The 23,241-nt window shown below is 60.5% G+C and carries 21 protein-coding genes, 1 other RNA gene and 1 riboswitch; of the genes, 14 read left to right on the top strand and 8 right to left on the bottom strand.

Annotated elements, in window-relative coordinates:
* Nucleotides 1–68 precede the first annotated feature (68 nt).
* The 3 genes from ABI796_RS12555 to ABI796_RS12545 form a co-directional block, all read right to left on the bottom strand.
* Nucleotides 69–860, bottom strand: a complete 792-nt coding sequence (locus ABI796_RS12555) for a hypothetical protein (protein WP_246095715.1) — start codon at nt 858–860, stop codon at nt 69–71.
* Between the two features lie 147 nt (nt 861–1,007).
* Nucleotides 1,008–2,354, bottom strand: coding sequence for a hypothetical protein (locus ABI796_RS12550; protein ID WP_141282437.1), 1,347 nt, complete (start codon nt 2,352–2,354; stop codon nt 1,008–1,010).
* A gap of 248 nt (nt 2,355–2,602) precedes the next feature.
* Nucleotides 2,603–5,335 carry a GH25 family lysozyme gene (locus tag ABI796_RS12545; RefSeq protein WP_141282440.1) on the bottom strand — a complete coding sequence of 911 codons (2,733 nt, stop codon included), beginning with the start codon at nt 5,333–5,335 and terminating at the stop codon, nt 2,603–2,605.
* Between the two features lie 286 nt (nt 5,336–5,621).
* Between ABI796_RS12545 and ABI796_RS12540 the strand changes: the two genes are divergently transcribed.
* From ABI796_RS12540 to ABI796_RS12480, 13 genes are all read left to right on the top strand, one after another.
* Nucleotides 5,622–6,845, top strand: coding sequence for a CpaF family protein (locus tag ABI796_RS12540; protein ID WP_141282442.1), 1,224 nt, complete (start codon nt 5,622–5,624; stop codon nt 6,843–6,845).
* Entirely contained in the window at nt 6,845–7,699 is an 855-nt protein-coding gene (locus ABI796_RS12535) for a type II secretion system F family protein (RefSeq protein ID WP_141282444.1), read from the top strand. Before ABI796_RS12540 ends, ABI796_RS12535 begins: the two co-directional genes overlap by 1 nt.
* On the top strand, nt 7,696–8,637 hold the full coding sequence (locus tag ABI796_RS12530) for a type II secretion system F family protein (protein WP_141282446.1): 942 nt from the start codon (nt 7,696–7,698) through the stop codon (nt 8,635–8,637). The genes ABI796_RS12535 and ABI796_RS12530 overlap by 4 nt, the downstream gene beginning before the upstream one ends.
* Nucleotides 8,638–8,746: 109 nt before the next feature.
* Nucleotides 8,747–8,986, top strand: a complete 240-nt coding sequence (locus ABI796_RS12525; RefSeq protein ID WP_141282447.1) for a hypothetical protein — start codon at nt 8,747–8,749, stop codon at nt 8,984–8,986.
* Between the two features lie 8 nt (nt 8,987–8,994).
* Nucleotides 8,995–9,420, top strand: a complete 426-nt coding sequence (locus ABI796_RS12520; protein ID WP_373091387.1) for a TadE family protein — start codon at nt 8,995–8,997, stop codon at nt 9,418–9,420.
* 513 nt (nt 9,421–9,933) lie between these two features.
* Complete coding sequence (locus ABI796_RS12515) at nt 9,934–10,386, top strand: pilus assembly protein TadG-related protein (RefSeq protein WP_141282451.1); 453 nt, start codon at nt 9,934–9,936, stop codon at nt 10,384–10,386.
* A 95-nt stretch (nt 10,387–10,481) separates the two neighbouring features.
* The gene (gene prfB / locus ABI796_RS12510) at nt 10,482–11,600 is read left to right on the top strand and encodes a peptide chain release factor 2 (RefSeq protein ID WP_017198502.1); all 1,119 of its coding nucleotides are present in this window, start codon (nt 10,482–10,484) and stop codon (nt 11,598–11,600) included.
* A 189-nt stretch (nt 11,601–11,789) separates the two neighbouring features.
* Complete coding sequence (gene ftsE / locus ABI796_RS12505; RefSeq protein WP_141282453.1) at nt 11,790–12,554, top strand: cell division ATP-binding protein FtsE; 765 nt, start codon at nt 11,790–11,792, stop codon at nt 12,552–12,554.
* Nucleotides 12,551–13,465 (top strand): permease-like cell division protein FtsX, encoded by a 915-nt coding sequence (gene ftsX / locus ABI796_RS12500; protein WP_141282455.1) that lies wholly within the window; start codon nt 12,551–12,553, stop codon nt 13,463–13,465. The genes ftsE and ftsX overlap by 4 nt, the downstream gene beginning before the upstream one ends.
* Nucleotides 13,466–13,520: 55 nt before the next feature.
* A complete protein-coding gene (locus ABI796_RS12495; RefSeq protein ID WP_141282457.1) occupies nt 13,521–14,936 on the top strand; it encodes a M23 family metallopeptidase in 1,416 nt (471 codons plus the stop codon).
* Between the two features lie 76 nt (nt 14,937–15,012).
* Complete coding sequence (smpB, locus tag ABI796_RS12490; protein ID WP_017198498.1) at nt 15,013–15,483, top strand: SsrA-binding protein SmpB; 471 nt, start codon at nt 15,013–15,015, stop codon at nt 15,481–15,483.
* Nucleotides 15,484–15,581: 98 nt separating this feature from the next.
* Nucleotides 15,582–15,950, top strand: a transfer-messenger RNA (tmRNA) gene (gene ssrA, locus ABI796_RS12485).
* A gap of 160 nt (nt 15,951–16,110) precedes the next feature.
* Nucleotides 16,111–17,097, top strand: a complete 987-nt coding sequence (locus ABI796_RS12480) for a S1C family serine protease (protein ID WP_141282459.1) — start codon at nt 16,111–16,113, stop codon at nt 17,095–17,097.
* A 12-nt stretch (nt 17,098–17,109) separates the two neighbouring features.
* Here the strand turns inward: ABI796_RS12480 and ABI796_RS12475 are convergent, their stop codons facing one another.
* The gene (locus ABI796_RS12475; RefSeq protein ID WP_246095716.1) at nt 17,110–17,478 is read right to left on the bottom strand and encodes a hypothetical protein; all 369 of its coding nucleotides are present in this window, start codon (nt 17,476–17,478) and stop codon (nt 17,110–17,112) included.
* 31 nt (nt 17,479–17,509) lie between these two features.
* Between ABI796_RS12475 and ABI796_RS12470 the strand changes: the two genes are divergently transcribed.
* Complete coding sequence (locus ABI796_RS12470) at nt 17,510–18,964, top strand: DHA2 family efflux MFS transporter permease subunit (RefSeq protein WP_141282461.1); 1,455 nt, start codon at nt 17,510–17,512, stop codon at nt 18,962–18,964.
* Between the two features lie 18 nt (nt 18,965–18,982).
* Here the strand turns inward: ABI796_RS12470 and ABI796_RS12465 are convergent, their stop codons facing one another.
* The 4 genes from ABI796_RS12465 to hisN all read right to left on the bottom strand — a co-directional run bounded on the left by ABI796_RS12465 (nt 18,983) and on the right by hisN (nt 23,186).
* Nucleotides 18,983–19,696, bottom strand: coding sequence for a metal-dependent transcriptional regulator (locus ABI796_RS12465; RefSeq protein ID WP_141282463.1), 714 nt, complete (start codon nt 19,694–19,696; stop codon nt 18,983–18,985).
* 9 nt (nt 19,697–19,705) lie between these two features.
* On the bottom strand, nt 19,706–20,533 hold the full coding sequence (locus ABI796_RS12460; RefSeq protein WP_141282711.1) for a class I SAM-dependent methyltransferase: 828 nt from the start codon (nt 20,531–20,533) through the stop codon (nt 19,706–19,708).
* 113 nt (nt 20,534–20,646) lie between these two features.
* Nucleotides 20,647–22,056 (bottom strand): aminotransferase class V-fold PLP-dependent enzyme, encoded by a 1,410-nt coding sequence (locus tag ABI796_RS12455; RefSeq protein ID WP_141282465.1) that lies wholly within the window; start codon nt 22,054–22,056, stop codon nt 20,647–20,649.
* A 32-nt stretch (nt 22,057–22,088) separates the two neighbouring features.
* A riboswitch (SAM riboswitch) is annotated at nt 22,089–22,202 on the bottom strand.
* Nucleotides 22,203–22,373: 171 nt separating this feature from the next.
* Nucleotides 22,374–23,186, bottom strand: a complete 813-nt coding sequence (gene hisN / locus ABI796_RS12450; RefSeq protein WP_141282467.1) for a histidinol-phosphatase — start codon at nt 23,184–23,186, stop codon at nt 22,374–22,376.
* Nucleotides 23,187–23,241: the final 55 nt, after the last annotated feature.

Below are 23,241 nucleotides of genomic sequence, written 5' to 3'. Positions count from 1 at the left end.
CCACTTCATTCGGATGCTCCCCAGCTCCGCATGCAGTTGGATTTTCGCCCCAGCCGTTACCGGCTGCATTACTCCATCTTCTCCCAAATTCCGCATTTGTCACTAGTTAGGACGTCTTTTTCTTCCAGCACTATTCCGGATTGGCCTTCCGCGGCTCCGCCGGCGGCCTTTTGACTGCCGTCAGAGCCCGCAACTGACCAGGTACACCCGTCGGGCGGGGTCTTACGGAGATGGAACTTTCCGGGTACCAGACCTCCGTCTTCTACCGCATATTCACCGTCTGCAGCCCGTTCGCCGGAAGCCCACAAGCCAATGATTTTTCCTTGCGGTGCCCTGGGGCATAGCTCACTGGCAGCTAGCAGCATCTGCCGGCTGTTGCGTCCGAAAAGCCCGGACGCTGCTTCATCGCTGACACGGGTACACAGGGCAAGGGCTGTCAAGTAGGTTTCTAGTCCGTCCGACGGAGAGATACCAGGCTCTGCTATGGAAATGATCTTTGCTTCGTCCTCCGTGGGTTCGAAAGGGCCCGGGCCTTCATAACTGGCGGTGCACGAAGCCAAGCGGACATACTCCGTGGAAGCCCACACCTCCGTCAGGCTTGTGTAGGTAACGTCCGGAACAGCCTCGTTAAGGTTTGAGCACACATAGGAGAACCGCCCCGAGTCATCAGGGGCACCGGCACCCTGCCCGCTGCCTGGCGCAGTCGGTTCGGGACTCGGTGCCGCCGATGAGGTGGGCGTTGGGCTTGGTTCTGACGATGCGGAGGGAACGGCCGATGCCGTGGGCGAGGGTGTTGTTGTGCCGGAACATCCCGCAATCAGCAGCATCAGTGCCGCAGCGGCCGGGTACAAGGTTCGCATGATGACCTCCACCTCCATGGTTGTCAGAACCCGATTCCCGGTCAACGCATTTGCCAGGGAATCGGGTATCGATACAGCGACAAAAAATCGCTGCGCAAACGTTGAAGGCCCTGTTCCGCAGATCAAGGCCTTCAACGACGGTTGGTTTTAGGCGAACATTGAGTTCAGCGTGTTAATAACCGTTGCTTCAACGCCAGTAGTTCCACCCCGGAAGTGGCCGATGTGCCCGTAAACGGTCATGGAGCCTCCCGCGATCCCCGGATGGTCCGGGTCCCAGCCGCCCTCGTAGCTGCCCCCTGATGAATAGGGAGGCAGGAACTGTGCACTGGGAACGTAGTAGCAAGATTCGTTTCCGTAACCGCCAACAATCACTCCGTTTGCACCACCGAACTTTGCCCGGAAGTATGCCGCGTAGCCGCTGACCAACTCGCCCCCGACGATTCCGATCCTCAACTGGGGGCTACCGCCGAACTTCCACACCTGGAACGGGCACACTACAGAGGTCTCGTAGCTGCCGCTGTCGATTCGACCGATCATGACTTGGGCATGGCGGCCATACCAGGCCGGGTTGCCGTCCAGGTTTGGCAGGCGGGACGCGTACGCAGCCCGCACGGCTGCCATGTTCCCTGCCGTGGGCGTGATGTCCAGGGGAATCTGAACTTCCTGGTAGCTGGTCTGGAGCGGGCTGCCAATGACCCGTCCAGGCGTTTGCATGGCCCGGTCAACAGCTGCGCCGAGGGTGGTGGCGTACTCGTCCCTCAGTTCCCAGCTGGGCACTCCCATGGGGTTCTGGTCCCCGGCTGCTCCTTGGAGGAACAAGGCGAAGCACTCCGGGTTGGTGTTTTCGATGTAGTTGCAAGCACCGGCGGGATAGTCGCCGTCGAACAGTGTTCGCATGCCGGCAGCGACCGGGTGGCATGCGTAGTTGAAGATGACCGCCGCAGCGTTCCCGTTAGGCTTTCGTGCCACGATCACGGGAACGGTGTTTTCCAGGTAGGGGAGTCCCACTCTGTTGTAGGCGATGCTTGCAGTGGTGACCTTGTAGTCCAACGTAACGGCCGTCTGTGCTGCGTTGAGCGCTTCCCTCGCAGCGTCCACGAGGTCGTTCTCCAAGTGCTCACTATAGGTTTCCACCATGGACAGGTCCGACAACCCGTAGCACATGAACGGATGAAGGGTATCCACTACAGCCGGCCCATTATGGGTATGGGTGGACTGGATGAGGATATCGCCGTTGGACCAGCCTGCCAGCGCGAGGATACGTTGCCGTGCCCGCTGGTGGATGGATCTGGGCAGGGCAAGAATGTCCACGCTCATGATCAAGTTGGGGGAGCCGTTTTCCCACAGCACGATCGCACGAACCCATAATGATTCGTAAGGTGCACTGCTGGTAGCCTCCCGGCCGCCGTCGAGGGTCCCGTACCCCGCCATGTAGGGATTGACGTCAAGCGGCGGCGAAATGCTGACCTTGGCCGTTGAAACGGTAAACGCCATGAAAGATCACTCCTTGATTGTGCGCATTGGTGACCTTCGTTTGCCCCCAAACAAAGCCCGTTTCCCGAATGCGCTGAACAGCCAATACGTGAGACCACCTTCATTAGATCACGCAACCCCGTGATTTATACCCAGTCCTCCGAAGCAACATTATTTGTTTCCTATGCAGGGTTTTTCCAAATGAGAAAGGACCCGCACACGCCAAATGGAGTGTGCGGGTCCTTCTTCAATTCCGGTGCTGCGCCGGATTAACCGGCGGGGGTGAGGATTCTCAGGCCACCCCACTCGGTGCCGATCCTCGCAGGGGTGCCCCAGCTTCCGTTCTGTCCCACAGGGTAGTAGCGGAGGTCGCCGGTGGTTGTTCGAGCAAGAATTCCGGTGGACCCCGCTCCGGCGAAGCCCCGGATGGATCCGTAGCTGTTGATCACATTCCAGCCGACCCCGACGGTGTCAGCCGCTTCCTGGAGAAATGCTCCGTTGCCGTTTGATCTGTACAGCACCAAATCGCCGGCAGTGTTTTTGGCAAGGAGGTCCATATTCGAGTCCTTGTCGAAGTCCATCTGAATGATGCCCAGTCCTGTCCAACCAGTCCCAATCTGGACACGCGCCCCCAATCCGGTGCCGGATGGGTTGCTGATATGGAACAAGCGGCCTGAGGGATCGTATCCCACTATGGAGGGACGGGTATCGGCCTTCTTCCATGAGCCGACTGTGAGCGTCCAGTCCTTCCAGCCGGTGCCAAGGCTGATCGGTGCCCCGTAGCCTCTACCCTTGAATCCCGGGTAGACGCTAAGCCGCCCGTCGTTCCACTGCGCGAGGATGTCCAGGGCGCCGTCGTCGTTCCAGTCCGTGAGGAAACCTGCCTTCAGGCCGGTCCACTGCACTCCGATAAGTTCGGCAGGCAGCAAGGAGGTTGAACCTGACCCCGGGTACCGGTACAGGTTTCCGTCCTGGCGGGCAGCCACGACGTCTTGCGGGTCGACGCCCAGGGTGGTCTCAACGTTGACCGGCGCGCCACTGATGACGTTCGCGTCATTCCAGCCCACGCCGATGAGGAAGCGGTTACCCCAGGATCCGGACACGGCAGGGTAGTAGTAAAGGTCGCCATTGGCGGTACGCGCTTGAAGTCCCTGGGAACCGGAGCCGCTAAAACCGGCTGCAGAGCTGACCGACGTCATGGCGGACCAGCCGTTGCCAATCACCTGGCTCGGTTCGGAGAGAAACGAACCCACTCCGTTGGAACGGTAAAGGCGCATGATGCCATCGCTGGTTCGGGAGACGATGTCCTGGTTTCCGTCACCGTCAAAATCCAACTGGTTGAACTGGTGCCCGCCGAATCCCGTCCCTATGAGCACGCCGCCGCTGAGGGCGCCCGCCCCCGGGTTGGCATAGCGGTAGAGGTTTCCTTTGCCATCTTGTCCAATGACTCCGGGATATGCGTCCCTGGAATTCCACCATCCAACGGTGAGCGACATTTCCTGCCACCCTGTTCCCACCACGATGGGGGCGAGGAAGCCCCCGCCTGACGCTCCGCGGAAGACCTGGAGCGAGCCGTCCGGCCACTGGGCGAGGATGTCCTGGACGCCGTCCTGGTTCCAGTCCACGACGTGCACGGATTGTGCAGTTCCCCATCCGGAGCCTATGGCTACGGGTCCGGTGATGCGGCCTTGTCCATCTGCCGGGAAATTGTCCAGGCGGCCGGAGGGCATGGCAGCGAGGACGTCGGCGCCGGACCGGATGGAGGGGCTGGCAGGGCGGCTGACTCCTCGTGCAAAGGTTCGCAGTTGGTCGTAAGTGCCGTTGAAGATGTTGGAATCCCCTTCAAACGGGCCGGTGCTGCTGTACTGCCACATGGTGTAGTTGCCCCAGCTGACGGGCATGTCCCCGGGGGAGTTGGTGGGGTTGTTCCAGTAGGACGCGATCCACAACGGGTAGTTGCCGAAGGTGGAGTTGCCCACGCAGGTGTCCCACCAATCGGTGGTGCTGTAGATGACCGGGAAACGGCCGGTGAGGGCCTTGACCGTGTTACCAAAATCGGCCGCCCATTGCCCAAGTTGTGCCTTGGACATGTCGTAGCAGGTGTTCCCAAAGTAGAAGCCGTTGATGGTACGGCCGGCGTAGGGGTTGTATTCGATGTCCAGTACGGGCGGGAGTGTGTAACCGTCGGCCGTCCACGAACCGCCGTTGGCCACGAAATATCTGGCTTGATCCGCTCCGGAGGACCAGTTGGGGATCGCAAAGTGGTATGCGCCACGGACCATGCCTACCTGGCGGGAGCCGTTGTATTGCTGTGCGTAGTTTTCGTTGAGGTAGTAGTTGCCCTCGGATGCCTTGACGTACGCCCAACGGGAGCCCAGATTCCATTGGCTTTGCCAATTGACGTTGCCTTGGTGTGCGCTGACGTCCTGCCCCGCGATGCCGATGGTGGGACGCCAGTGAGAAGTATCTGCGGCCATGGGTACCGCGGATTTCACTGACCCGCCAACTCCCTTGGCGCCGGCAGGCGGGGCAGATGCGCTCTGTTGTTTTGCCGACAACACACGTGGCGAACGTTGTCCCATCTCGGCGCCACCTGCCGGAATGGCGGCCCGCATGGCCTCTTTCATGGCCTCAGCATTGGGGGCCATGCCTGGCGTTGCCTGGGGTGTTGGCCGTTGCGCATCAGTTTGGCCGAGGGCCTTGGGGGCCGGTGGCGGCGTAACCGAGGGTGAAGGTTCGACGGCGGGCAGGGGCTCTTGCTGGTTGGGCACCGGCGTGCTGGAGGCCAACCCGTCACCGGGGACCGCTGGTTCGGGGCCATTTCCGGCAGGCCGGGGGCCTTGCGTTTCCTGAGTGTCTGAAAGCGGGGCGGTTTGCGGCCCGGATGTCTGGGCCCATGCGGGAGCGCCAAGGCAGCTTCCGCCCACCAAGGCGATAGTTAGCGCCAGGGCTGCACGTGCCAGTGGGATGCGGCGGACCGGGTCCATCGAATTAGTTTTCATTTTTCACATCCGGCCCTGTGCCGCGGCTCAGCGGCACATGGGGTGGCTTGCGGACAAGCTCCGGGGCGGGGCGCCTGCGCATGAGACCAAAGGCCAGCTCCTAACGGGCTTTACCCTAACATTCCGGGACTGGAGTGACTAGTGGGATCAGGGATGCTGATGTGACTGACGATGGGAGTTATCCACATGCCATTGGTGACGACTTGAGGCGCCTTATTTGCTCGCCTAGCGTGAAGAACTCGAGATGCGCCTCTCGTTTACGCGCTCGTGATCATCGGGGAGAGAAGTGGATGCTGTAAAAATCGTCGAGGGAGAAGTCCGGGAACTCATCAGGCGCCGTGGCCTGGATCCCCTGGAGCAAACGAAGGACGTGCGGCTCCTTGTGGACGCCGCGGTGAACGATTACGACGAACGTGCGCTCCTGGGGCCACTGCCCTCGCTCGGCCACTTGGAGGCAGCGCGGCAACACATATTTGATGCCGTGGCAGGATTTGGTCCGCTGCAGCCCCTTTTGGATGATCCAGCGATTGAGGAGATATGGATCAACGCCCCGCATGAAATCTACGTGGCCCGCAACGGTGAACCAGAGCTGACTGCCGTCAGTCTCACTGAGCAGCAGGTGCGCGATCTCGTTGAACGGATGCTGAAGAGTTCCGGCCGCCGTGTAGATGTCTCATCCCCGTTCGTGGATGCGGCCCTCCCGGACGGCTCCCGGCTTCATGTAGCGATCCCGGACATTACCCGCAAGCACTGGGCAGTGAACATCAGGAAGTTCATTGCCAGGGCCAGCCGGCTCGAACACTTGGTGGAACTCGGGAGCCTGACGCCCCAGGCTGCCCGGTTTCTTGGTGCTTCGGTAGCCAGCGGGCTCAACATATTGGTCTCAGGGGCAACCCAAGCGGGAAAGACCACCATGCTAAATTGCCTGGCTTCGAGCATCGGTTCCCGTGAACGCGTTATCACCGTGGAGGAGATCTTTGAGTTGCAGTTGCCTTTGCGCGACGTAGTGGGCCTCCAATGCCGTCAAGCCAACCTCGAAGGTGAAGGTGAAATCCCTTTGCGGCGCCTTGTTAAGGAAGCGCTTCGGATGAGGCCGGATCGCCTCATAGTGGGAGAGGTTCGGGAAGCGGAAAGCCTTGACATGCTTATTGCACTGAACTCTGGCCTGCCTGGGATGTGTACTGTGCATGCCAACTCCGCTCACGACGCCGTAACGAAAATCTGCACCCTCCCGCTCCTGGCAGGTGCGAACATTTCCAGTGCGTTTGTAGTGCCCACGGTCGCGTCGTGCATTGACCTCGTGGTTCATTGCGGGCGCCATTCCACAGGGCGCAGGCAAGTGACCGAGATACTGTCCCTGGGGCGCAGGGTGGAGAACGGGATCATTGAGTCCTCTGGTGTCTTTGGAATGGTTGGCGGGCAGTTACAGCCCAGAGGCAACTCGATGCCGGCAGCGGATAAATTTGCCCGGGCGGGGTTCGATGTTGCTGCCCTTCTGGAGTTGAACTGATGGCGCCCCTCTTAGGTATTGCAGGAGGCTTAGGAGTATTCCTCGTGTGGTGGTCCACATGGGTAGAGCCGCCCTCGGAACCAAAAAGGAAGAAGCCCCGGCGCTTGGACCTTCTCCTGATGTCAGCAGGAATCGAGAAAGTCTCCAGTGGTGGGCTCCTAGCCACCTGTGGCGGTTGTGGCCTCTTTGCGCTGCTTGCCTTCTTCGTTCTGACAGGATCCCCTCCAGTTGCAGTCTGCTTCGCAATTTTCGGTGCCTGGGTTCCTTTTGCCGCGGTCCGTTGGCGGGCGCGTCATCGCCGGAACGCGCTTAGGCAACTCTGGCCGGACGTAGTGGACCACTTGCGCTCGGCCATCCGTGCCGGTCTTGCACTTCCGGAAGCACTGATCCAGCTGGGACACAACGGACCCGAAGAATTGCGTGACCTGTTCTTGGATTTTGGGGCCGACTACAGAGCCGCGGGAAATTTTGAGGCTGCGGTGAACAAACTTAAGGACCGGCTCGCCGATCCCGTGGCCGACCGCATAATAGAGGCCTTGCGAATGACCCGCGAAGTAGGTGGCTCGGATCTCGGCCGGATGTTGGGAACTCTTTCCGGGTTCCTCCGTGATAGTTCGCGGACACGCAGCGAGCTCGAAGCCCGCCAGTCATGGACAGTCAATGCGGCCCGGCTTGCCGTGGCTGCGCCCTGGATTGTTTTGGTGGTCATGGCAAGCAGACCTGAAGCCATGCTGGCTTATAACTCCGGGCTCGGCGCGATGGTGTTGCTTGGAGGTCTCCTGGTCTCCGTTTTCTGCTACTCCGTCATGCTTCGCGTTGGGGCCTTGCCGGAAGACGAGCGGGTATTTGGATGAACACATCAACCGCTGTCGCCGTGCTTTGCGGCCTTTTCCTGGGTGCCGGATGTTGGTTGATCCTGGTGAGGCTCCCGTTTATGCGCGGAACGAGCTTCGCCGACCGGATCGAACCACAACTGAAGTCGCAGAATCTGGAGTCACGCCTTCTGCGGGGCCCCACACACAATCTCACGCCGTTTGGTCCCCTTGAACGAATACTGCGGCCAATCATCCGCGATGTTGTCTCCTCCATGTCCCGGTTGAACGTAGGCTCTACGGCCCTTGGAAAGCGGCTTGCCCGCGCCGGTTCAACGAAATCAACGCTGGACTTCCGTGCTGAACAGTTTCTTTGGGCCGGTGTCGCGTTCGTCGTTGCTGTCCTCGTGGTTGTCGCCGGCGCCGGTGCCGGCCGCTTCAGTCCGGCTGTTTCCTTCATTTCGGTCATCGGAAGCGCGCTGGGCGGCTACCTCCTTCGCGACTACCTCCTGGGGCAGACGATTAAACGACGGGAATCGAGGATGTTGTCTGAGTTTCCCAGCCTGGCGGAACTCATGGCGCTCGCTGTCGCTGCGGGGGAGAGCGCGATGGGAGCCATGGACAGGGTGAGCCGCAGTTCCAACGGTGAGCTCTCCGGAGAGTTCGCCACCATCCTGGCCGATGCACGATCCGGTAAGCCACTTACCGAAGCGCTCCAAGCCTTCTCCTCAAGGGCGGAACTGCCGCCGCTGGTCAGATTCATTGACGGCCTGGTGGTGGCCGTGGAGCGCGGAACGCCTCTGGCCGATGTCCTCCGGGCGCAGGCTGCGGATGTCAGGGACGCCGCGCAGCGCGATCTTATGGAGTCTGCAGGCCGTAAAGAGATTGCCATGATGGTCCCGCTGGTTTTCGGCGTTCTCCCTCTGACCGTTATCTTTGCCGCCTTTCCTGCGATCGCCGCGTTGGAAATGAGCCTCTAACGTCCCAGTCCTTGATCCAGCTTGGCGGTCCGTTCACCGCATCAATCAGCACCATCCCGAATCAGCACCATCCCGAATCAACAGAGTCTCAAATACCTTGGGGAAAATCATGAATCGCATTGCACGCAAACCGTCCGCTTTGTCCATCCTGTTCCTGTGTTCCTTCTGGTTGTTCGTAGTGGCCGCCCGGAGGGGACTGCCTCCGCAGGATGACAGTGAACGCGGTGACGTACCCGGCTGGGTAATGATTACATTGATGTCCGCGATCCTTGTGGCAGGGCTGCTTGCCATCGCAACGCCGGCGTTGAGCGACCTTTTCAATCAGGCCATGAGCAAGGTGGGCAATTAGGACCCGCGGTGAAGAAGTATCCATGGATTGTTGGTGACCCTGATTCCTCATGGCCAGCTGGAAATGCGAAGGAGCAAGGATCCGCGGTGGTGGACTTCGTGTTGGTTGGTGCGTTGCTCACCTTGTTTTTTATGTCGGTTGTTCAACTCATGCTGGTCCTGCACGTCCGGAATACCCTCATTGATGCAGCAGCTTCCGGGGCGCGGTACGGCTCATTGTCAGACCGGACGTTCGCCGATGCCAGGACCAGGACCGCGGAGTTGATCGCTGGTTCGTTGAACAGTGAATTTTCACGGGACGTCACATCGACTGAAGTGACCATAGAGGGAATCCGAACCTTGGAAGTGACCGTAAGGGCCCCTCTGCCGGTTGTTGGACTGATTGGCCCGCGTGAGACCTTGGAGGTCAAGGGTCATGCCGATCTTCCGGGTTGACACGGCAAAGGTACGGTTGACCGCTTTCCGTCGGAGGGTGCGCGAGGCCCTGTGCTTGCCGGGCGGATCCCATCCCAGGGCGAATACCGGTACTGCGGGTCCTGAAGCAGAAACCGGCAGTGCGGTGGTGGAATTTACCTTTCTCGCAGTGCTCCTCATGGTGCCCGTGGTCTATTTCGTTGTGACCGTAGGCCAAATCCAAGGAGGGGCGTTTGCAGTGGTGGGTGCCGCGGATCAAGCAGCAAAGGTCTTTGTGACCCAAGCGGACCCGGCAAGTGCGAGGATTGCCGCGGAGCGGAGCGTGCTTGTTACCCTGAAGGACTACGGACATCCACCTGAATTAGCCAGCGTGACATTCGCGTGTAATCGCGAAGGGTGTTTGTCTGCCGGTACAACAGTGACTGTGACGGTTCAACTGGACGTTGCCTTGCCTTTTATGCCATTTGGGGACGCACTGCACTTGAAGGCGGGCCGGCTCAGTGCAACAGCCTCCCAAGTGGTGGGAAGGTACCAATGACCGTGGCCTCATCGAAGGGGGAACCGCAGGAAGGCCAGATCACGGTTCTGATTGTCGGCTTCGTGCTCTTGGCACTACTCCTGGCTTCAGTGGTTATGGCTGCCTCAGCGGTCTATTTGGAGCATAAAAAACTGTTGTCTCTGGCTGACGGGGCCGCGCTCGCTGCCGCGGATTCGTACACGGTAGGGGACATGGGTGGAGGAGGCGCTCCGTCAACTACATTGGTGGACGCCAGAGTGATGGCTGCTACGGACTCTTATCTCGAAGCCAGCAGCGCCTCTTCCCGCCACGACCACCTGGTTATCGCGGGAGGTACCGGGAGTGAGCCCGGTGGTACAGCGGTTGTGGTCCTTACCGCCGTCGTGCACCCCCCGGTGGTTAGTTTTCTGGTACCCGACGGGATTCTCATCGAGGCGAAGGCGACGGCCCGGTCCCGACTCGTTCAATAGCGATCCGTACGCCGCTGAGCTCCCTGGGAGCAAGCTGCGTGGCCCGGGTAAGGAGCCATCAGAGAGTGCAACGGATAGCGTACGCTGGGATGATCATGGCTGAAATTGATTTTCCCGCGGAAATCCGCGCACTTCGAGCAACGTACAGCTCAATCGAAAACGTCACCGATGTTGATGCTCTCAAGGCTGAGATCGCTGAGCTGAGCGAACAGGCGGGGGCCCCGGACCTCTGGGACGATCCTGCTTCCGCCCAGGTAATCACCTCACGTTTGTCGCACAGACAGTCTGAAGTTGAGCGCCTGTCCAAGCTGGCGTCGCGAATTGACGACCTCGAAGTCCTGGTGGAACTCGGCCAGGATGAGGGCGACGAAGATTCCATGGCTGAAGCAGCCAAAGAACTCTCCTCCATCCGCAAGGCACTGGCTGAGCTCGAAATTACCACCCTGCTGTCCGGGGAGTATGACGAGCGCGAGGCCGTGGTCACCATCAGGGCGGGGGCCGGTGGCGTCGATGCTGCCGATTTCGCCGAGATGTTGATGAGAATGTATCTTCGGTGGGCTGAACGCCATGGCTATCCCACTACCGTCATGGATACCTCCTACGCTGAAGAAGCAGGGTTGAAGTCCGCCACCTTCGAAGTGAAGGCACCCTACGCTTTTGGCACCTTGAGCGTTGAAGCCGGCACACACCGTCTTGTTCGTATCAGTCCCTTTGACAATCAGGGGCGCCGTCAGACTTCTTTCGCGGCAGTTGAAGTCATCCCCTTGATCGAGCAGACCGACTCAATCGAGATTCCGGACAACGAGATCCGTGTGGACGTTTTCCGTTCCTCCGGTCCTGGCGGTCAGTCCGTTAACACCACTGACTCCGCTGTCCGGCTGACGCACATCCCCACAGGCATTGTGGTTTCAATGCAGAATGAGAAATCCCAGCTTCAGAACCGGGCGGCTGCCATGCGTGTGCTTCAGTCGAGGTTGCTGCTTGTTAAGAAGGAACAGCAGGACGCCGAAAAGAAGGCACTGGCGGGAGACGTCAAGGCTTCCTGGGGTGACCAAATGCGCTCCTACGTTCTCAATCCCTATCAAATGGTCAAGGACCTGAGGACGGAACACGAAGTAGGAAACACCTCGGCCGTTCTGGACGGGGATATTGACGACTTCATCGACGCCGGCATTCGCTGGCGTACAGGCAACCGGAACGCTGCGGCCAACTAGGGGTTTGCTGGCGCAGCGGGAGCCAGGCGAAAATCTCCGATTGCGCGACACGCCTGGGAAAGCCGCGGAATCACAGCTGCCACGTGCGTATAGTCGAGTGGCCGGTGCTCTCACTTCCCCCATCGAAAGCCCGCGCTCCGGCTGTTGGACTGGGCGGTTACGCCATGTCCGGCGGGGTTCAAAAGGCCCATGATCAGATTTGAGAATGTCACCAAGGTCTACGAGCAGAACGCCCGACCAGCGCTCGATGCCGTGAGCCTTGAGATCAACCGCGGCGAATTCACCTTCCTGGTGGGCGCCTCTGGCTCGGGCAAGTCCACGTTCCTTCGGTTGATTTTGAAAGAGGACAAGGCTTCGGCCGGTTCTGTGTATGTGGCTGGCCAGAACGTTGCCAACATCTCCAGCTGGCGCGTCCCTAAGCTTCGGCGCGGAATTGGGGTTGTCTTCCAGGATTTCCGGTTGTTGCCACAGAAGAACGTTTTCGCGAATGTAGCTTTCGCGATGCAGGTGATCGGTAAAAGCCGTTCCATTATTCGGGAGACGGTGCCGGAGGTCTTGAAGACCGTTGGCCTGGAGGGCAAAGAACGCCGTATGCCCCATGAGCTTTCCGGGGGCGAGCAGCAGCGCGTGGCGATCGCGCGCGCCGTCGTAAACCGCCCCGGTATTTTGCTGGCGGACGAACCTACCGGAAACCTTGACCCCATTACCTCGATGGGAATTATGGGCGTCCTGGACAAAATCAATCAGAACGGCACCACGGTAGTCATGGCCACGCACGACGACGACATCGTCAATGAGATGCGGCGCCGGGTGGTGGAACTCAAAAACGGCAAGGTCATTCGCGACGAAGCGAAGGCGCTCTACACCTCAATGATTCCGGTTGTGGGAGAGTCGCGCCGGTTGAGGGACGCCAGCGGCGAGGAACTCAACCGCGCGCAGGGGGCACAGCTGTGAGGCTTTTGTTTATCCTGGGGGAAATCGGCAGCGGCCTGCGCCGTAACCTTTCCATGGTTATTTCCGTGGTCCTGGTAACTTTTGTTTCCCTGACGTTCGTGGGTGCAGCAGGAATGCTGCAGATGCAGATCAACCAGATGAAGGGCTTTTGGTACGACAAAGTCCAGGTGGCCGTCTTTCTCTGCAATGACGGCTCGACGGCGGTGGGTTGCGCTTCGGGTTCTGCCACCAAGGAACAGCAGGCAAACCTCCAGGCAATGCTTGAGTCGCCGGCCATCAAGCCTTACATCAACGATTTCCAGTTTGAGTCTCAAGCTGAGGCCTACAAGCATTTCAAGGAGCAGTTCTCCAACTCGCCAATTGTTGATTCCGTCTCTGAAGACCAGTTGCCGGCCTCCTTCCGGATCAATATGAAGAACCCGGAGAAGTACGAGATCATCAGCGAGACGTTTTCCTCGCAGCCAGGTGTTGAGACCGTCAGCGACCAACGGCAGGTGCTCGAACGGATCTTTTCCTGGATGAACGGGGCGTCAGTTGCAGCCATAGGCGTTGCGGCGGTGATGATCTTCTGCGCAGTCCTCTTGATTACCACCACGATCCGGCTCTCTGCCTTCAGCCGACGGCGTGAAACGGGAATCATGCGGCTTGTGGGGGCATCAAAGATGGTGATCCAACTACCGTTCATTCTCGAAGGTGTTATTGCTGCTGTCGTCGGGGCACTCCTGGCCTCTGTCACGCTCTGGCTGATGGCTCACTTCTGGCTCAACGGGGATTTGTCGCGGCAGTTCCTCAATACCCCCTTCATCTCCTCCACCCAGGTGCTGGTGATTGCTCCGGTACTGATTGCACTTGGTGCCGGTTTGGCTGGTATATCTTCGCTGTTGACCCTCCGGCGTTACCTCAAGGTGTAGCCGTGGACGCCCCGACTGAAACGACTGCCATGCTGACAATCGAAAAGGACTCCTGATGACCACGTTGGACCCGAACCCTTTGCGCCGGCGCCTCGCGTCCGGCCATGCTCGGTTTCTGGGGGCGGTTCTTGCCGTGGGGTTGGCCGTCAGCCTGTTGTCCGGCGCTCCGGCTGCCTCGGCCGACACCCTAGAGGACCAGCAAGCTGCGCTGGAAGCAGAAGCGGCCCGCGTTCAGGCATCGCTGGAGTTCGTAGATTCCAACATCGCCAAGGCTGCCGGTGACCTGGTCATCTACCAGGGCCGACTTCCGGGCGCCCAGCAGGCCCTCCTGGAGGCGCAGGGCAGGGTAGCCAGCGCGGTCAAGGAAGTCGAGGCACTTGCTGCCAGGGTTGAGCTTGCCCAGCAGAACAAAGCCAAGATCACAGAGCAGCTTGAAAGCGATAAGCAGAAGATCACCGACACCAAGAAGCTGATCGGCCAGATCGCCTCGCAGGCTTACAAGTCCGGTGGTGTGCCTACCAACATTGCCCTCCTGTTCGGGTCCAGTGAATCCGGCAGCCTCACCGAGTCCATGGACTTGGCTGATCAGGCCATGCGCAGCCAAAACGCGGCGATGACCAAGCTGACTCAGCAAAACGCCACCAACGTCAACTCCCAGGCGAGGCTGGTTGCCGTCGAGGAGGAAATCCAGGATCTCAAGAGCAAAGCAGACGCAGCTCTGGAGCGGGAGAAATCGGCAAGAGACGAAGCTGCCAGCAAGAAGGCTGAAGTCGACAAGCTGATTGAGGACACCACGCGGCTGAACGGACAACTGCAAGCTGCCAAGCCCGGCATTGAAGCCAACCTCGCCCGGGTCAAAGCGGAGCAGAATACTGTGGCCGCTGAAATCGTGGAGCGCGACCGGAAGCTCAGGGAAGCTTGGGAAGCCGAACAGCGACGGATCGCTGAAGCAGCAGCAGCGGCGGCCGCTGCTGCTGCAGCAGCCCAGGGAAGGCCTGCGCCTCCTGAGCCGCCGTATTCCCCTCCGCCGGCAGGTTCACCGTCAGCCTTCGGTCTTCGGCACCCCTTCGCAAGCGCTGTCCCCATTACCTCCGGATTCGGCTGGCGGGCAACACCACCAGGCACCATCGACTTCTACGGCACCGGTGGTTACATGCACACCGGCATTGACTTTGGAGCAGCGTGTGGCACGCCTGTCTACGCCGCGGCCGCGGGAGAGGTCTTTAACTCGGGATGGAACTCTGCCGACGGCGGTGGATGGCGGGTAAAACTGTCCCATGGCGTGGTTCAAGGCAATTCGCTCACCACCATCTACTACCACAACAGCAGCATTGTGGTGGCGAACGGTCAGCAGGTATCAGCAGGCCAACTCATTGCCTACTCGGGGAGCACGGGTAACTCAACAGGTTGCCACGCGCACTTTGAAACCTGGCTTAACAGCGCCGCAGTGGACCCCATGACCCTTCTGTAGCGTGCCCACAGCGCGCGGAGAGTCCGCCGTGCTGGCGTACACTAGTTGAAATCCGCATCTATCAAGGAGTTCTACCGTGCCCAAGGAAAGTGGCCGTAAGGTAGTGGCCACCAATCGGAAGGCCCGGCATAACTACCATGTTCTGGATACCTATGAGGCAGGTATTGCCCTCATGGGAACAGAAGTGAAGTCCCTCCGTGAAGGTCATGCCTCCATGGTTGACGGGTTCTGCACGTTCTACAACGACGAACTGTGGATGGAGGGCATCCACATCCCCGAGTACCATCAGGGGAGCTGGACCAACCATGCCGCCCGTCGGCGTCGTAAGCTCTTGTTGCACCGGGATGAACTGGACAAGATTTCGCAAAAGATCCGCGAGTCCGGATTCACTGTTGTTCCTCTCCAGCTGTACTTCCTGGACGGCCGGGCCAAGGTGGAAATCGCCATTGCCCGTGGCAAGAAGGATTACGACAAGCGGCAGACCCTCCGCGAGCAGCAGGACAAGCGCGAATCTCTGCGCGAGTTGCGGGAACGCAACCGACGCTAGCAACACTGCGTCCGGGGAATGATCCACCGGATGAATGCGTTATGATAGGTAGTCCGATGGGATTCCAAAGACTCCTGCCGGGTTTGGTAACAAAATACGGGGATGATCGGTTTCGACGATGTTAGTCGCGACAGGTGAAGCGGGCCGAGGATGCAGAATTATCTCGTAAACGCTGTCTGCAAACCAATAAGTGCCGAATCTAAGCGCACTGACTTCGCTCTCGCTGCCTAAGCAGTAAGACAGTCCGTCAGCCCGGGGTTGCTATCGCCCCGGTTCCTGGCGTCATTTAGATAGCCACTGCTGTTTGCCTTCGTCATTGAGGTAAACGGGACTCTTAGATGACTGGGCCCGGATCAGCCACCTGTTCGCAGGATGGCTGGGGCCGAGAAAATCCGACGCGAACTGCGCCCGGAGAAGCCCTGACAAAACGACATCGGACGGGGGTTCAATTCCCCCCATCTCCACCCCGGAAAACCCTCGGATCCTCGCGATCCGGGGGTTTTCTCTTTGGGCAGGTTCCTGGGCGTTCACCTAGGGCGTAGCGACTCCCGGACTACCGGCCCGTGTTAGAGAGTTGTAGTGAGTAGGCGTCTTGCCGACGTATAGGGCGGGCGCAGCAGGAGGCACATGATGACTACGAATCCGGCATTTGACGATGTCTTCCATGAGGACTCTGAGGCCATGGACGCTTACTCCAGGATCGTCATAGGAGTTGCTGAGTCCGTGACGCCGCACGTGGCGGCCATTGAGATGACGAGCACGGACCGTCGAGGCCGGCTACGCGGAGGCAGTGGTTCAGCAGTGGTCTTCACTGCAGACGGGTACATGCTGACCAACGCGCACGTGGTGGCTGGTATCCGGTCCGGGCGGGCTGTGTTTGCTGACGGTAAGCATACGGACGTGGAGCTGGTAGGCGCAGATCCCCTCTCGGATCTCGCCATAGTCCGTGGCGTGAGGACCTCCCCACCGCCGGCGTTGTTGGGCGACGCTGAGACTCTGAGGGTGGGTCAATTGGTGATCGCTGTGGGCAATCCGCTGGGACTGGCGGGGTCTGTGACTGCCGGTGTGGTGAGTGGATTGGGACGATCCATTCCTGTGCGGGCCGGTGAGCACCGTCGTGTCATCGAGGATGTCATCCAAACCGATGCTGCGCTCAATCCCGGAAACTCCGGTGGCGCGCTGGCCGATACGAAAGGACGGATCGTTGGCATCAACACAGCAGTTGCCGGCCTGGGGCTGGGACTGGCAATACCGATTAACGGAACAACCCAGCGAATCATTGCTTCGCTCCTGAAGGACGGACGGGTTCACCGTGCGTACTTGGGCTTGGTGAGCACTCCGATCCCGTTGGATGCCAGTGCAGTGGTGCGGACCGGACAAAAGGAAGGCCTGCGTGTGGTGGAAGTAATCCCGGGCTCACCGGCTGAGTCGTCCGGACTGCAGCCGGGGGACGTGGTTCTGCGTGCTCTGGATCGGGCGGTATCGAGCGCTGAAAGCCTGCAGAAACTGCTGTTTGCCGAGGCGATCGGCCAGCCCTTCCCGTTGACGGTGCTCCGCGACGGTAAGGTGCTGAAGCTGACTGCCGTACCTGCAGAGATGAGCCAGCAGGCCTAGGCCCAACGCAAGTTAGTCCTTGCGAACGTCCACGACGCCGACGAACCGGCTTCCGACGCCTTCATACTCGCTGCGTACGTCGCCGAGGAAGAGCTCTGGCAGCTCGCTGTTCCGATGCGTGCCACAGAAGACGAAGGAGAACTCGGGCCACCATTTCTTGGGGCGTACGGCTTCGGTGTAGCCGCATACGGCACACGTCAGGTGGACCCAGACGGGTCGTTTGCCGGTACGGTTGGCCCGGGACTGCACCAGCCACGGGGGAGGGTTGTCCTGCATGTCCCTCAGATCCGCTTCGGAGAGGCGGGACGGAATACCGTGGCGTTGGGCCATTTCCATCGAAATATCCAGGGCCAAAGCGGCATCACGTCTACTAATCACCATTCAACGATACGGGACTTTCCCGGCGTAGGCTGTGCACATGACTGACGCAGCAGCCCTGCCCCCGAGTACTCCGCTCCAGAAGCGCGTCCTTGTGGTGGCAATTGTGGCGTCGTTCATCGCAATCCTTGATGGCTTTGTGGTCAATCTCGCACTCCCGGCAATAGGTCGAGAACTGGGCGGTGGCTTGGTCATCCAGCAGTGGGTGGTGGACGCCTACCTGCTGACGTTGGGCGCGCTGATCCTGGTAGCGGGCTCGCTTTCGGATCATTTCGGCAGAGCAAGGATCCTTGAATGGGGATTGGCCGGTTTCGCCCTGACTTCGGTGATGTGCGGGCTGGCGTGGACCGGCGAAGTGCTGGTGGTTTCCCGGGCCCTGCAAGGGGTGGCCGGCGCGCTTCTGGTCCCGAGTTCGCTCGCCATGATCATTTCCTCGTTCTCCGGCCCGGCCCAGTCCAAGGCCATTGGCCAGTGGTCCGGATGGACAAGCGCCGCGGCCATTGTGGGTCCGCTCATCGGTGGTGTCGCTGTGGACTTGCTTTCCTGGCGGTTCATCTTCTTCATCAACGTCATTCCCGCAGTGGCCATTTGGCCCATGCTTGCAGGCCTAAGGGAGTCCGACGCCGCCAGGGACAAGAGCAAAAGGATCGACTACCTGGGAGCTCTCCTGGCCATGGTGGGCTTGGGCGGTGCGGTGTATGCGTTTATCGAACAGGGAAGGATGGGGTGGAGCAGCCCTCAAGTGTGGGTTCCGCTCTTGGTGGGCATAGCAGCCATGGTGCTGTTCCTCATCCACGAGTCCCGGGCTGCTGAGCCCATGTTGCCGCTCAGGCTCTTCGGTATCCGCAACTTTGCGTGGGGTAATCTCGCCACTCTGGCCATTTACGCCGCCATCTCTCTGGGCTTCTTCGTGTTGGGTATCTACTTGCAGCAGGTGGGCGGCATGGGGGCCACGGTGGCGGGCATGGCACTGCTTCCCAGTACTGTCATCCTGATGCTGGGGGCGTCCTACTTTGGTGCTCTGGCAGGGAAGTACGGCCCCCGCTGGTTCATGACCATCGGCCCGCTGCTGTGCGCTGCGGGTTTCCTGATGTCGCTCACGGTTCAGGAGCCCCTTAATTACTGGATGCAGGTACTGCCGGGCCAAATCGTCTTTGGCCTGGGACTGGCCACGTTGGTGGCGCCACTAACGGCTGCAATCCTCGGTGCTGTCCCGCCGGATGAGGCGGGGATTGGTTCGGCGGTCAACAACGCCATTGCCAGAATCGCTGGACTGATCTCCATCGCATTCGCCGGCGTCATTGTGGGCCCGGTATTTACCAGGGAGGGTCTGTTCAACGCTTTACTGGTGACGGCCGGCTTATTCGTGCTTGGCGCGGTGGCATCTGCAGCAGGGATCAGGAACCCAGTGCGGGAAGGCGCCCCTGCCGTTCTGAGCGAAGCTGACGAAACAAGCGACGACGACGGCGCGGCCGGCCAGCGTAGCTGACCCTCCGTGCTTATAGGGTCACCTGGCCGGAAGAACGCAACCTTCGTGGGCCTCGGCGCTTTGAACCCATAGAGCCGAGGTGACCTCGTCCGCGAGGTCGAATTCCCGGCCTGTGGCGCCGGTGCCGATGCGCACCACCAGGGCGCCGCCGAAGGGTTTGCGCCCCACCACTTCAACGGGGGCGTCCAGGGCGATCTCCTCTGCAGCGAGATACCTCAGGAGGTCAGGATTTTCGTCACTGATGCGCGTGATGCGCCCTGAGTGGCCCTGATCCAACTCGATCATCCGGTAAGCGTGAGGCAGCTCAACAGACCCGTCGGCTGTAGGAATCGGGTCCCCGTGCGGGTCCCGTACAGGATGGCCCAGCTTGGCGGACATGCGCTCAATGAAAGTATCGGATACCGCATGTTCGAGCATCTCGGCTTCGTCGTGAACTTCGTCCCAGCTGTAGCCGAGTTCTTCCACCAGGTAGGTCTCAATGAGGCGGTGGCGGCGGACCATGGACAGCGCAAGACGCATGCCCTCTGAGGTCAACCTGATAGCGCTGTAGGGCTGGTGATCAACCAGACCCTGGTCCTTGAGTTTGCGCACCATTTCGGACACCGAGGAATTGGCCACCCCCAGGCGCTGGGCTAGTTGGGACGACGTAATGGGCTTGTCCTGCCACTCCGTGTAGGAGTAGATGACCTTGACGTAGTCCTCGATCGAGGAGGAGGGCGTACTGGTCTTCACGCTCCAAGCCTACAGTGGCGTTGGACCCTGGATCTTGAATGCCTGCCACGTTTGCGTCACGTAGGGCAACCCAATGGCTTCACCGGGGGCATGGCCAAGGTGATCGTAGAGGTACCACTTCAGGTTGCCCAGGACTTTCTCGCGGGTGGCGTCGTTGGCGCGCAGATAGTAGCTGCGGGACTTGGTCAGTTCCATGATGTCTTCAGGTGTCAGGGCGTCTTGCCACGCGGTCACGTGGTGTTCCAGACCCTCGAACTCCGGGCCGATCACTGGGCGGAAACCGGGCTTGTGGACATCGCCTGCATGCATGATGCGGGAAAGGCGGTGTACCCAAGGCAGTGACGTATCCAACTGATTCCAGATGAGCCCCAAAACTCCGTGGGGCCGCAAAATCCGGGCAATCTCGGTGCTGGCTGCGAGGGGTTCGCACCAGTGCCAGGCCTGGGCAACGCTGACGACGTCGAATGCTGAGTCCGCCAGTCCAGTTGCCTCTGCCGTTCCCTCCAGCGCCATGACGTGGGGGTAGGCCCTTCGAAGTTGCTTCAGCATGTCCGCGGAAGGGTCGACGGCGGCGACCTCGAGTCCGCGTTCGACGAGCAATGCCGTGAACTTGCCCGTGCCTGCTCCAAGGTCGGCCGCGGTTTGAGCCCTTGCGGGAATCAGCCAGTCCGCTGAATCACCGGGATACCCCGGACGTACGCGCTCGTAGTGTTCTCCGCCGTCCTGAAAGCTCTGGCCGAGTTCGAGCCGACGGATGGCGGCCAGCTTTGGACCCCTCGGTCCGGCTGGTCCGGGGATGCCTGCCGCAAGGTTTGCGGCACCACCCTGGGAGGACATGGACACGCGGAACTCCTTTGGAGGGTGGCAAAAAGTACCCTACGAATTTACCGCATTGTCCCTGTCCGGCACTGCCCCAGCTGCCCACCTCAGCAGAAGGTGCAGACTCTTTTCTAGTCGACGGTGCAGGGAGCTGCGCCCGCGGTGCCTGGAGTATTCGGCGCCCACTCCGGGTAGCTGCGGTGATCGTTGGCCGGGACCCAGCGGCCTTCGTCCACCACATAGTCCCACCCGAGTCCGTTGCGCTTGAGTTCTTCGATGCCTGCCAGCAGCCGCGTGGCGTCCTCCAGTCGGGAGCCCACGCCGAAGCTCGCCCGCAAGGATCCTGAGGGGAGCCCAAGGCGCTTGAGGAGCGGGTGGGCGCAGAAGCGGCCATCCCGCAGGCCAACGCCATGTTCCGCCGCCAAATAAGCGGCAACCAGTCCGGCGTCGAATCCTTCCACCGAGAAATTGACCACGCCGATGGTGTCCAGTGAATCGTTGAAGATCTTGTGGACGGTCACGCCGTCAATGGCTTCCAGCCCTTTCACCAGGTATGAGCGGATGGCAGTTTCGTGGGCGTGCCATGCATCCTGGTCCAGGCCTGCGAGCACCTGGGTGGCCCGGGCAAGAGTTGCGGCACCGAGCACGTTGGGTGAGCCGCCTTCGTGTCGCGCGGGTCCGGCTGCCCAGCTGACTGAGTCCAGGCGGGCTTCGCGAACCGCTCCACCGCCGGCCAGGTGGGGAGTTCCGGCGTCGAGCCAATCGGGACGGCCCACCACGACGCCGGCACCAAAGGGGGCGTACAGCTTGTGTCCGGAGAAGACGACGTAGTCGACGTCAGCCTCGGCGATGTTGATTCGGCGGTGCGGGGCGAGCTGGGCCGCGTCCACCACGATTCTTGCGCCGTGTTCGTGGGCCAGCGAAGCCAGACGTGCTATGGGGAGGATTTCGCCGGTGACGTTCGAGGCGCCGGTCACTGCCAGCAGGCTTACCCCGCCCTGGGCGAGCTCGCCGCGGAGCTTGTCCAAGGTTTCAGCCAAGGTGGGGGCCGCCACCACGCTGCGGTGGGGGACTCCCTGCCAAGGAAGCAGGTTGGCGTGGTGCTCGATGTCCAGGTATAGGACTTCACCGGTGAACTCGCCGGCCACCCGGGGCAGGCACCCGGCCAAGAGGTTCAGGGAATCCGTGGTGTTCCGTGTGAAGATCACGGAGTCATCAGGCCGGCCGCCCACAAAGTCACGGACAATGTTTCGGGAATTCTCGTACACGGACGTGCTGATTTGGGAGGCATACCCGGCTCCCCGGTGCACGCTGGCGTAATAGGGAAGGACTTCGTTGAGGTAGGCGGAGACGATGCTCAAGGCCGGAGCCGATGCGCCGTAGTCGAGGTTTGCGTAGCGTACGTGACCACCTTGGATCAGTGGTGCCTGCAGTTCAGCGCCGGTGACTGCGGCGAGCGGACGGACCGCTGCGGCTGCCTGGGGCAGTGACTCGTCTACAAGGGACGCAATGGTGTTTGAGTTCAACGTGACAGTGCTCATGGGACCTCGCTCAAGAGGGACCCCCGTTGGGGGATCCGCGCTTGCCGCATCCGTTCCGGACCGGCCGGGTCGTCACCCGGGGCACCCCACCGCGAATGGAGGGTTGCCGGCCAGCAAACCGGGGTTTAGCGCTGGCACTCGTGACCTGTAAAAAAGGCTAAGGCACGGGGCGGGACGCTTCCAAAGCGACCGCCGTTTATTAAGCCCTTTGTTACGTTGGATGCGATTTGGACTTTCCAGCGAATAAAAGACTGTGGAGACCCCCAAAAAAGGGGTCCCCACAGTGGAATATTCAGCTCTTGCCAAGGGTTCGGTTGTTAGAGAAGGTCGTCCAGCCCGGGGTTCAGCCGCTTGAGGACTTCGGAGTGCAGGATGGAATTGGTAGCCAGTGCATTGCCGCCGAAGGGACCGTCTTCGCCCTCCAAGGAGGTAAACCGGCCACCTGCCTCAGTGACAATAGGGACCAGTGCAGCCATGTCATAGAGGTTCAACTCCGGCTCGCACGCGATGTCCACCGCACCCTCGGCCACCAGGCAATAGGACCAGAAGTCACCGTAGGCGCGTGTGCGCCAGATGTCCTCGGTGAGCCCCAGGAATTCATCCAGGTTGCCGCGTTCCTTCCATCCCGAGAGGCTGGAGTAGGACATCGAGGCGTCGGCAAGCCGGGAAACATTGGACACCTTGAGTCGTGTTGCCGAGGCCAGGGAGCGGCCCATGTAAGCGCCCATGTCCTTGGCAGCCCACCACCGTTTGCCCAATGCCGGCGCGCTGACCACTCCCACCACGGGTTCGCCTTCGTCCACGAGGGCGATCAGCGTTGCCCACACCGGGACGCCCCGGACAAAGTTTTTGGTGCCGTCAATGGGATCGATGATCCACCGACGCGAACCGTGCCCACTGCTGCCAAACTCCTCGCCAAGAACCGCATCCCGCGGGCGTGAACGGGACAATTGGCCGCGGATTGCTTCCTCCGCGGCCTTGTCAGCGTCCGTAACCGGCGTGAGGTCCGGCTTGGTTTCGATCTGCAGGTCCAGTGCCTTGAAGCGATCCATGGTCTGGGCATCGACTGAATCAGCGAGGACGTGGGCAAGGCGCAGGTCATCGTTGTAGGTGGAAACGGGTTGGGTCATGCCACCAAACTATCCTGAAACGCCCGCTGCAGTGGGGAGGTGAAGCCGCCGCCCA

This window comes from Paenarthrobacter aurescens (genome assembly GCF_041549525.1).
In the GTDB taxonomy this organism is placed as follows: Bacteria; Actinomycetota; Actinomycetes; order Actinomycetales; family Micrococcaceae; genus Arthrobacter; species Arthrobacter aurescens.
The sequence above is the reverse complement of the archived record's forward strand: the minus strand, read 5'-3'. Positions and strand labels throughout refer to the sequence as shown.

Coding starts and splice junctions, on each gene's coding strand:
- ABI796_RS12545 (WP_141282440.1), bottom strand. CDS start 5,335: ATGAAAACTAATTCGATGGACCCGGTCCGCCGCATCCCACTGGCACGT.
- ABI796_RS12495 (WP_141282457.1), top strand. CDS start 13,521: ATGACCACGTTGGACCCGAACCCTTTGCGCCGGCGCCTCGCGTCCGGC.
- ABI796_RS12530 (WP_141282446.1), top strand. CDS start 7,696: ATGAACACATCAACCGCTGTCGCCGTGCTTTGCGGCCTTTTCCTGGGT.
- ABI796_RS12460 (WP_141282711.1), bottom strand. CDS start 20,533: ATGTCCTCCCAGGGTGGTGCCGCAAACCTTGCGGCAGGCATCCCCGGA.
- ABI796_RS12455 (WP_141282465.1), bottom strand. CDS start 22,056: ATGAGCACTGTCACGTTGAACTCAAACACCATTGCGTCCCTTGTAGAC.
- ABI796_RS12475 (WP_246095716.1), bottom strand. CDS start 17,478: ATGGTGATTAGTAGACGTGATGCCGCTTTGGCCCTGGATATTTCGATG.
- hisN (WP_141282467.1), bottom strand. CDS start 23,186: ATGACCCAACCCGTTTCCACCTACAACGATGACCTGCGCCTTGCCCAC.
- ABI796_RS12535 (WP_141282444.1), top strand. CDS start 6,845: ATGGCGCCCCTCTTAGGTATTGCAGGAGGCTTAGGAGTATTCCTCGTG.
- ABI796_RS12525 (WP_141282447.1), top strand. CDS start 8,747: ATGAATCGCATTGCACGCAAACCGTCCGCTTTGTCCATCCTGTTCCTG.
- ABI796_RS12515 (WP_141282451.1), top strand. CDS start 9,934: ATGACCGTGGCCTCATCGAAGGGGGAACCGCAGGAAGGCCAGATCACG.
- ABI796_RS12555 (WP_246095715.1), bottom strand. CDS start 860: ATGCGAACCTTGTACCCGGCCGCTGCGGCACTGATGCTGCTGATTGCG.
- ABI796_RS12480 (WP_141282459.1), top strand. CDS start 16,111: ATGATGACTACGAATCCGGCATTTGACGATGTCTTCCATGAGGACTCT.
- prfB (WP_017198502.1), top strand. CDS start 10,482: ATGGCTGAAATTGATTTTCCCGCGGAAATCCGCGCACTTCGAGCAACG.
- ftsE (WP_141282453.1), top strand. CDS start 11,790: ATGATCAGATTTGAGAATGTCACCAAGGTCTACGAGCAGAACGCCCGA.
- ABI796_RS12550 (WP_141282437.1), bottom strand. CDS start 2,354: ATGGCGTTTACCGTTTCAACGGCCAAGGTCAGCATTTCGCCGCCGCTT.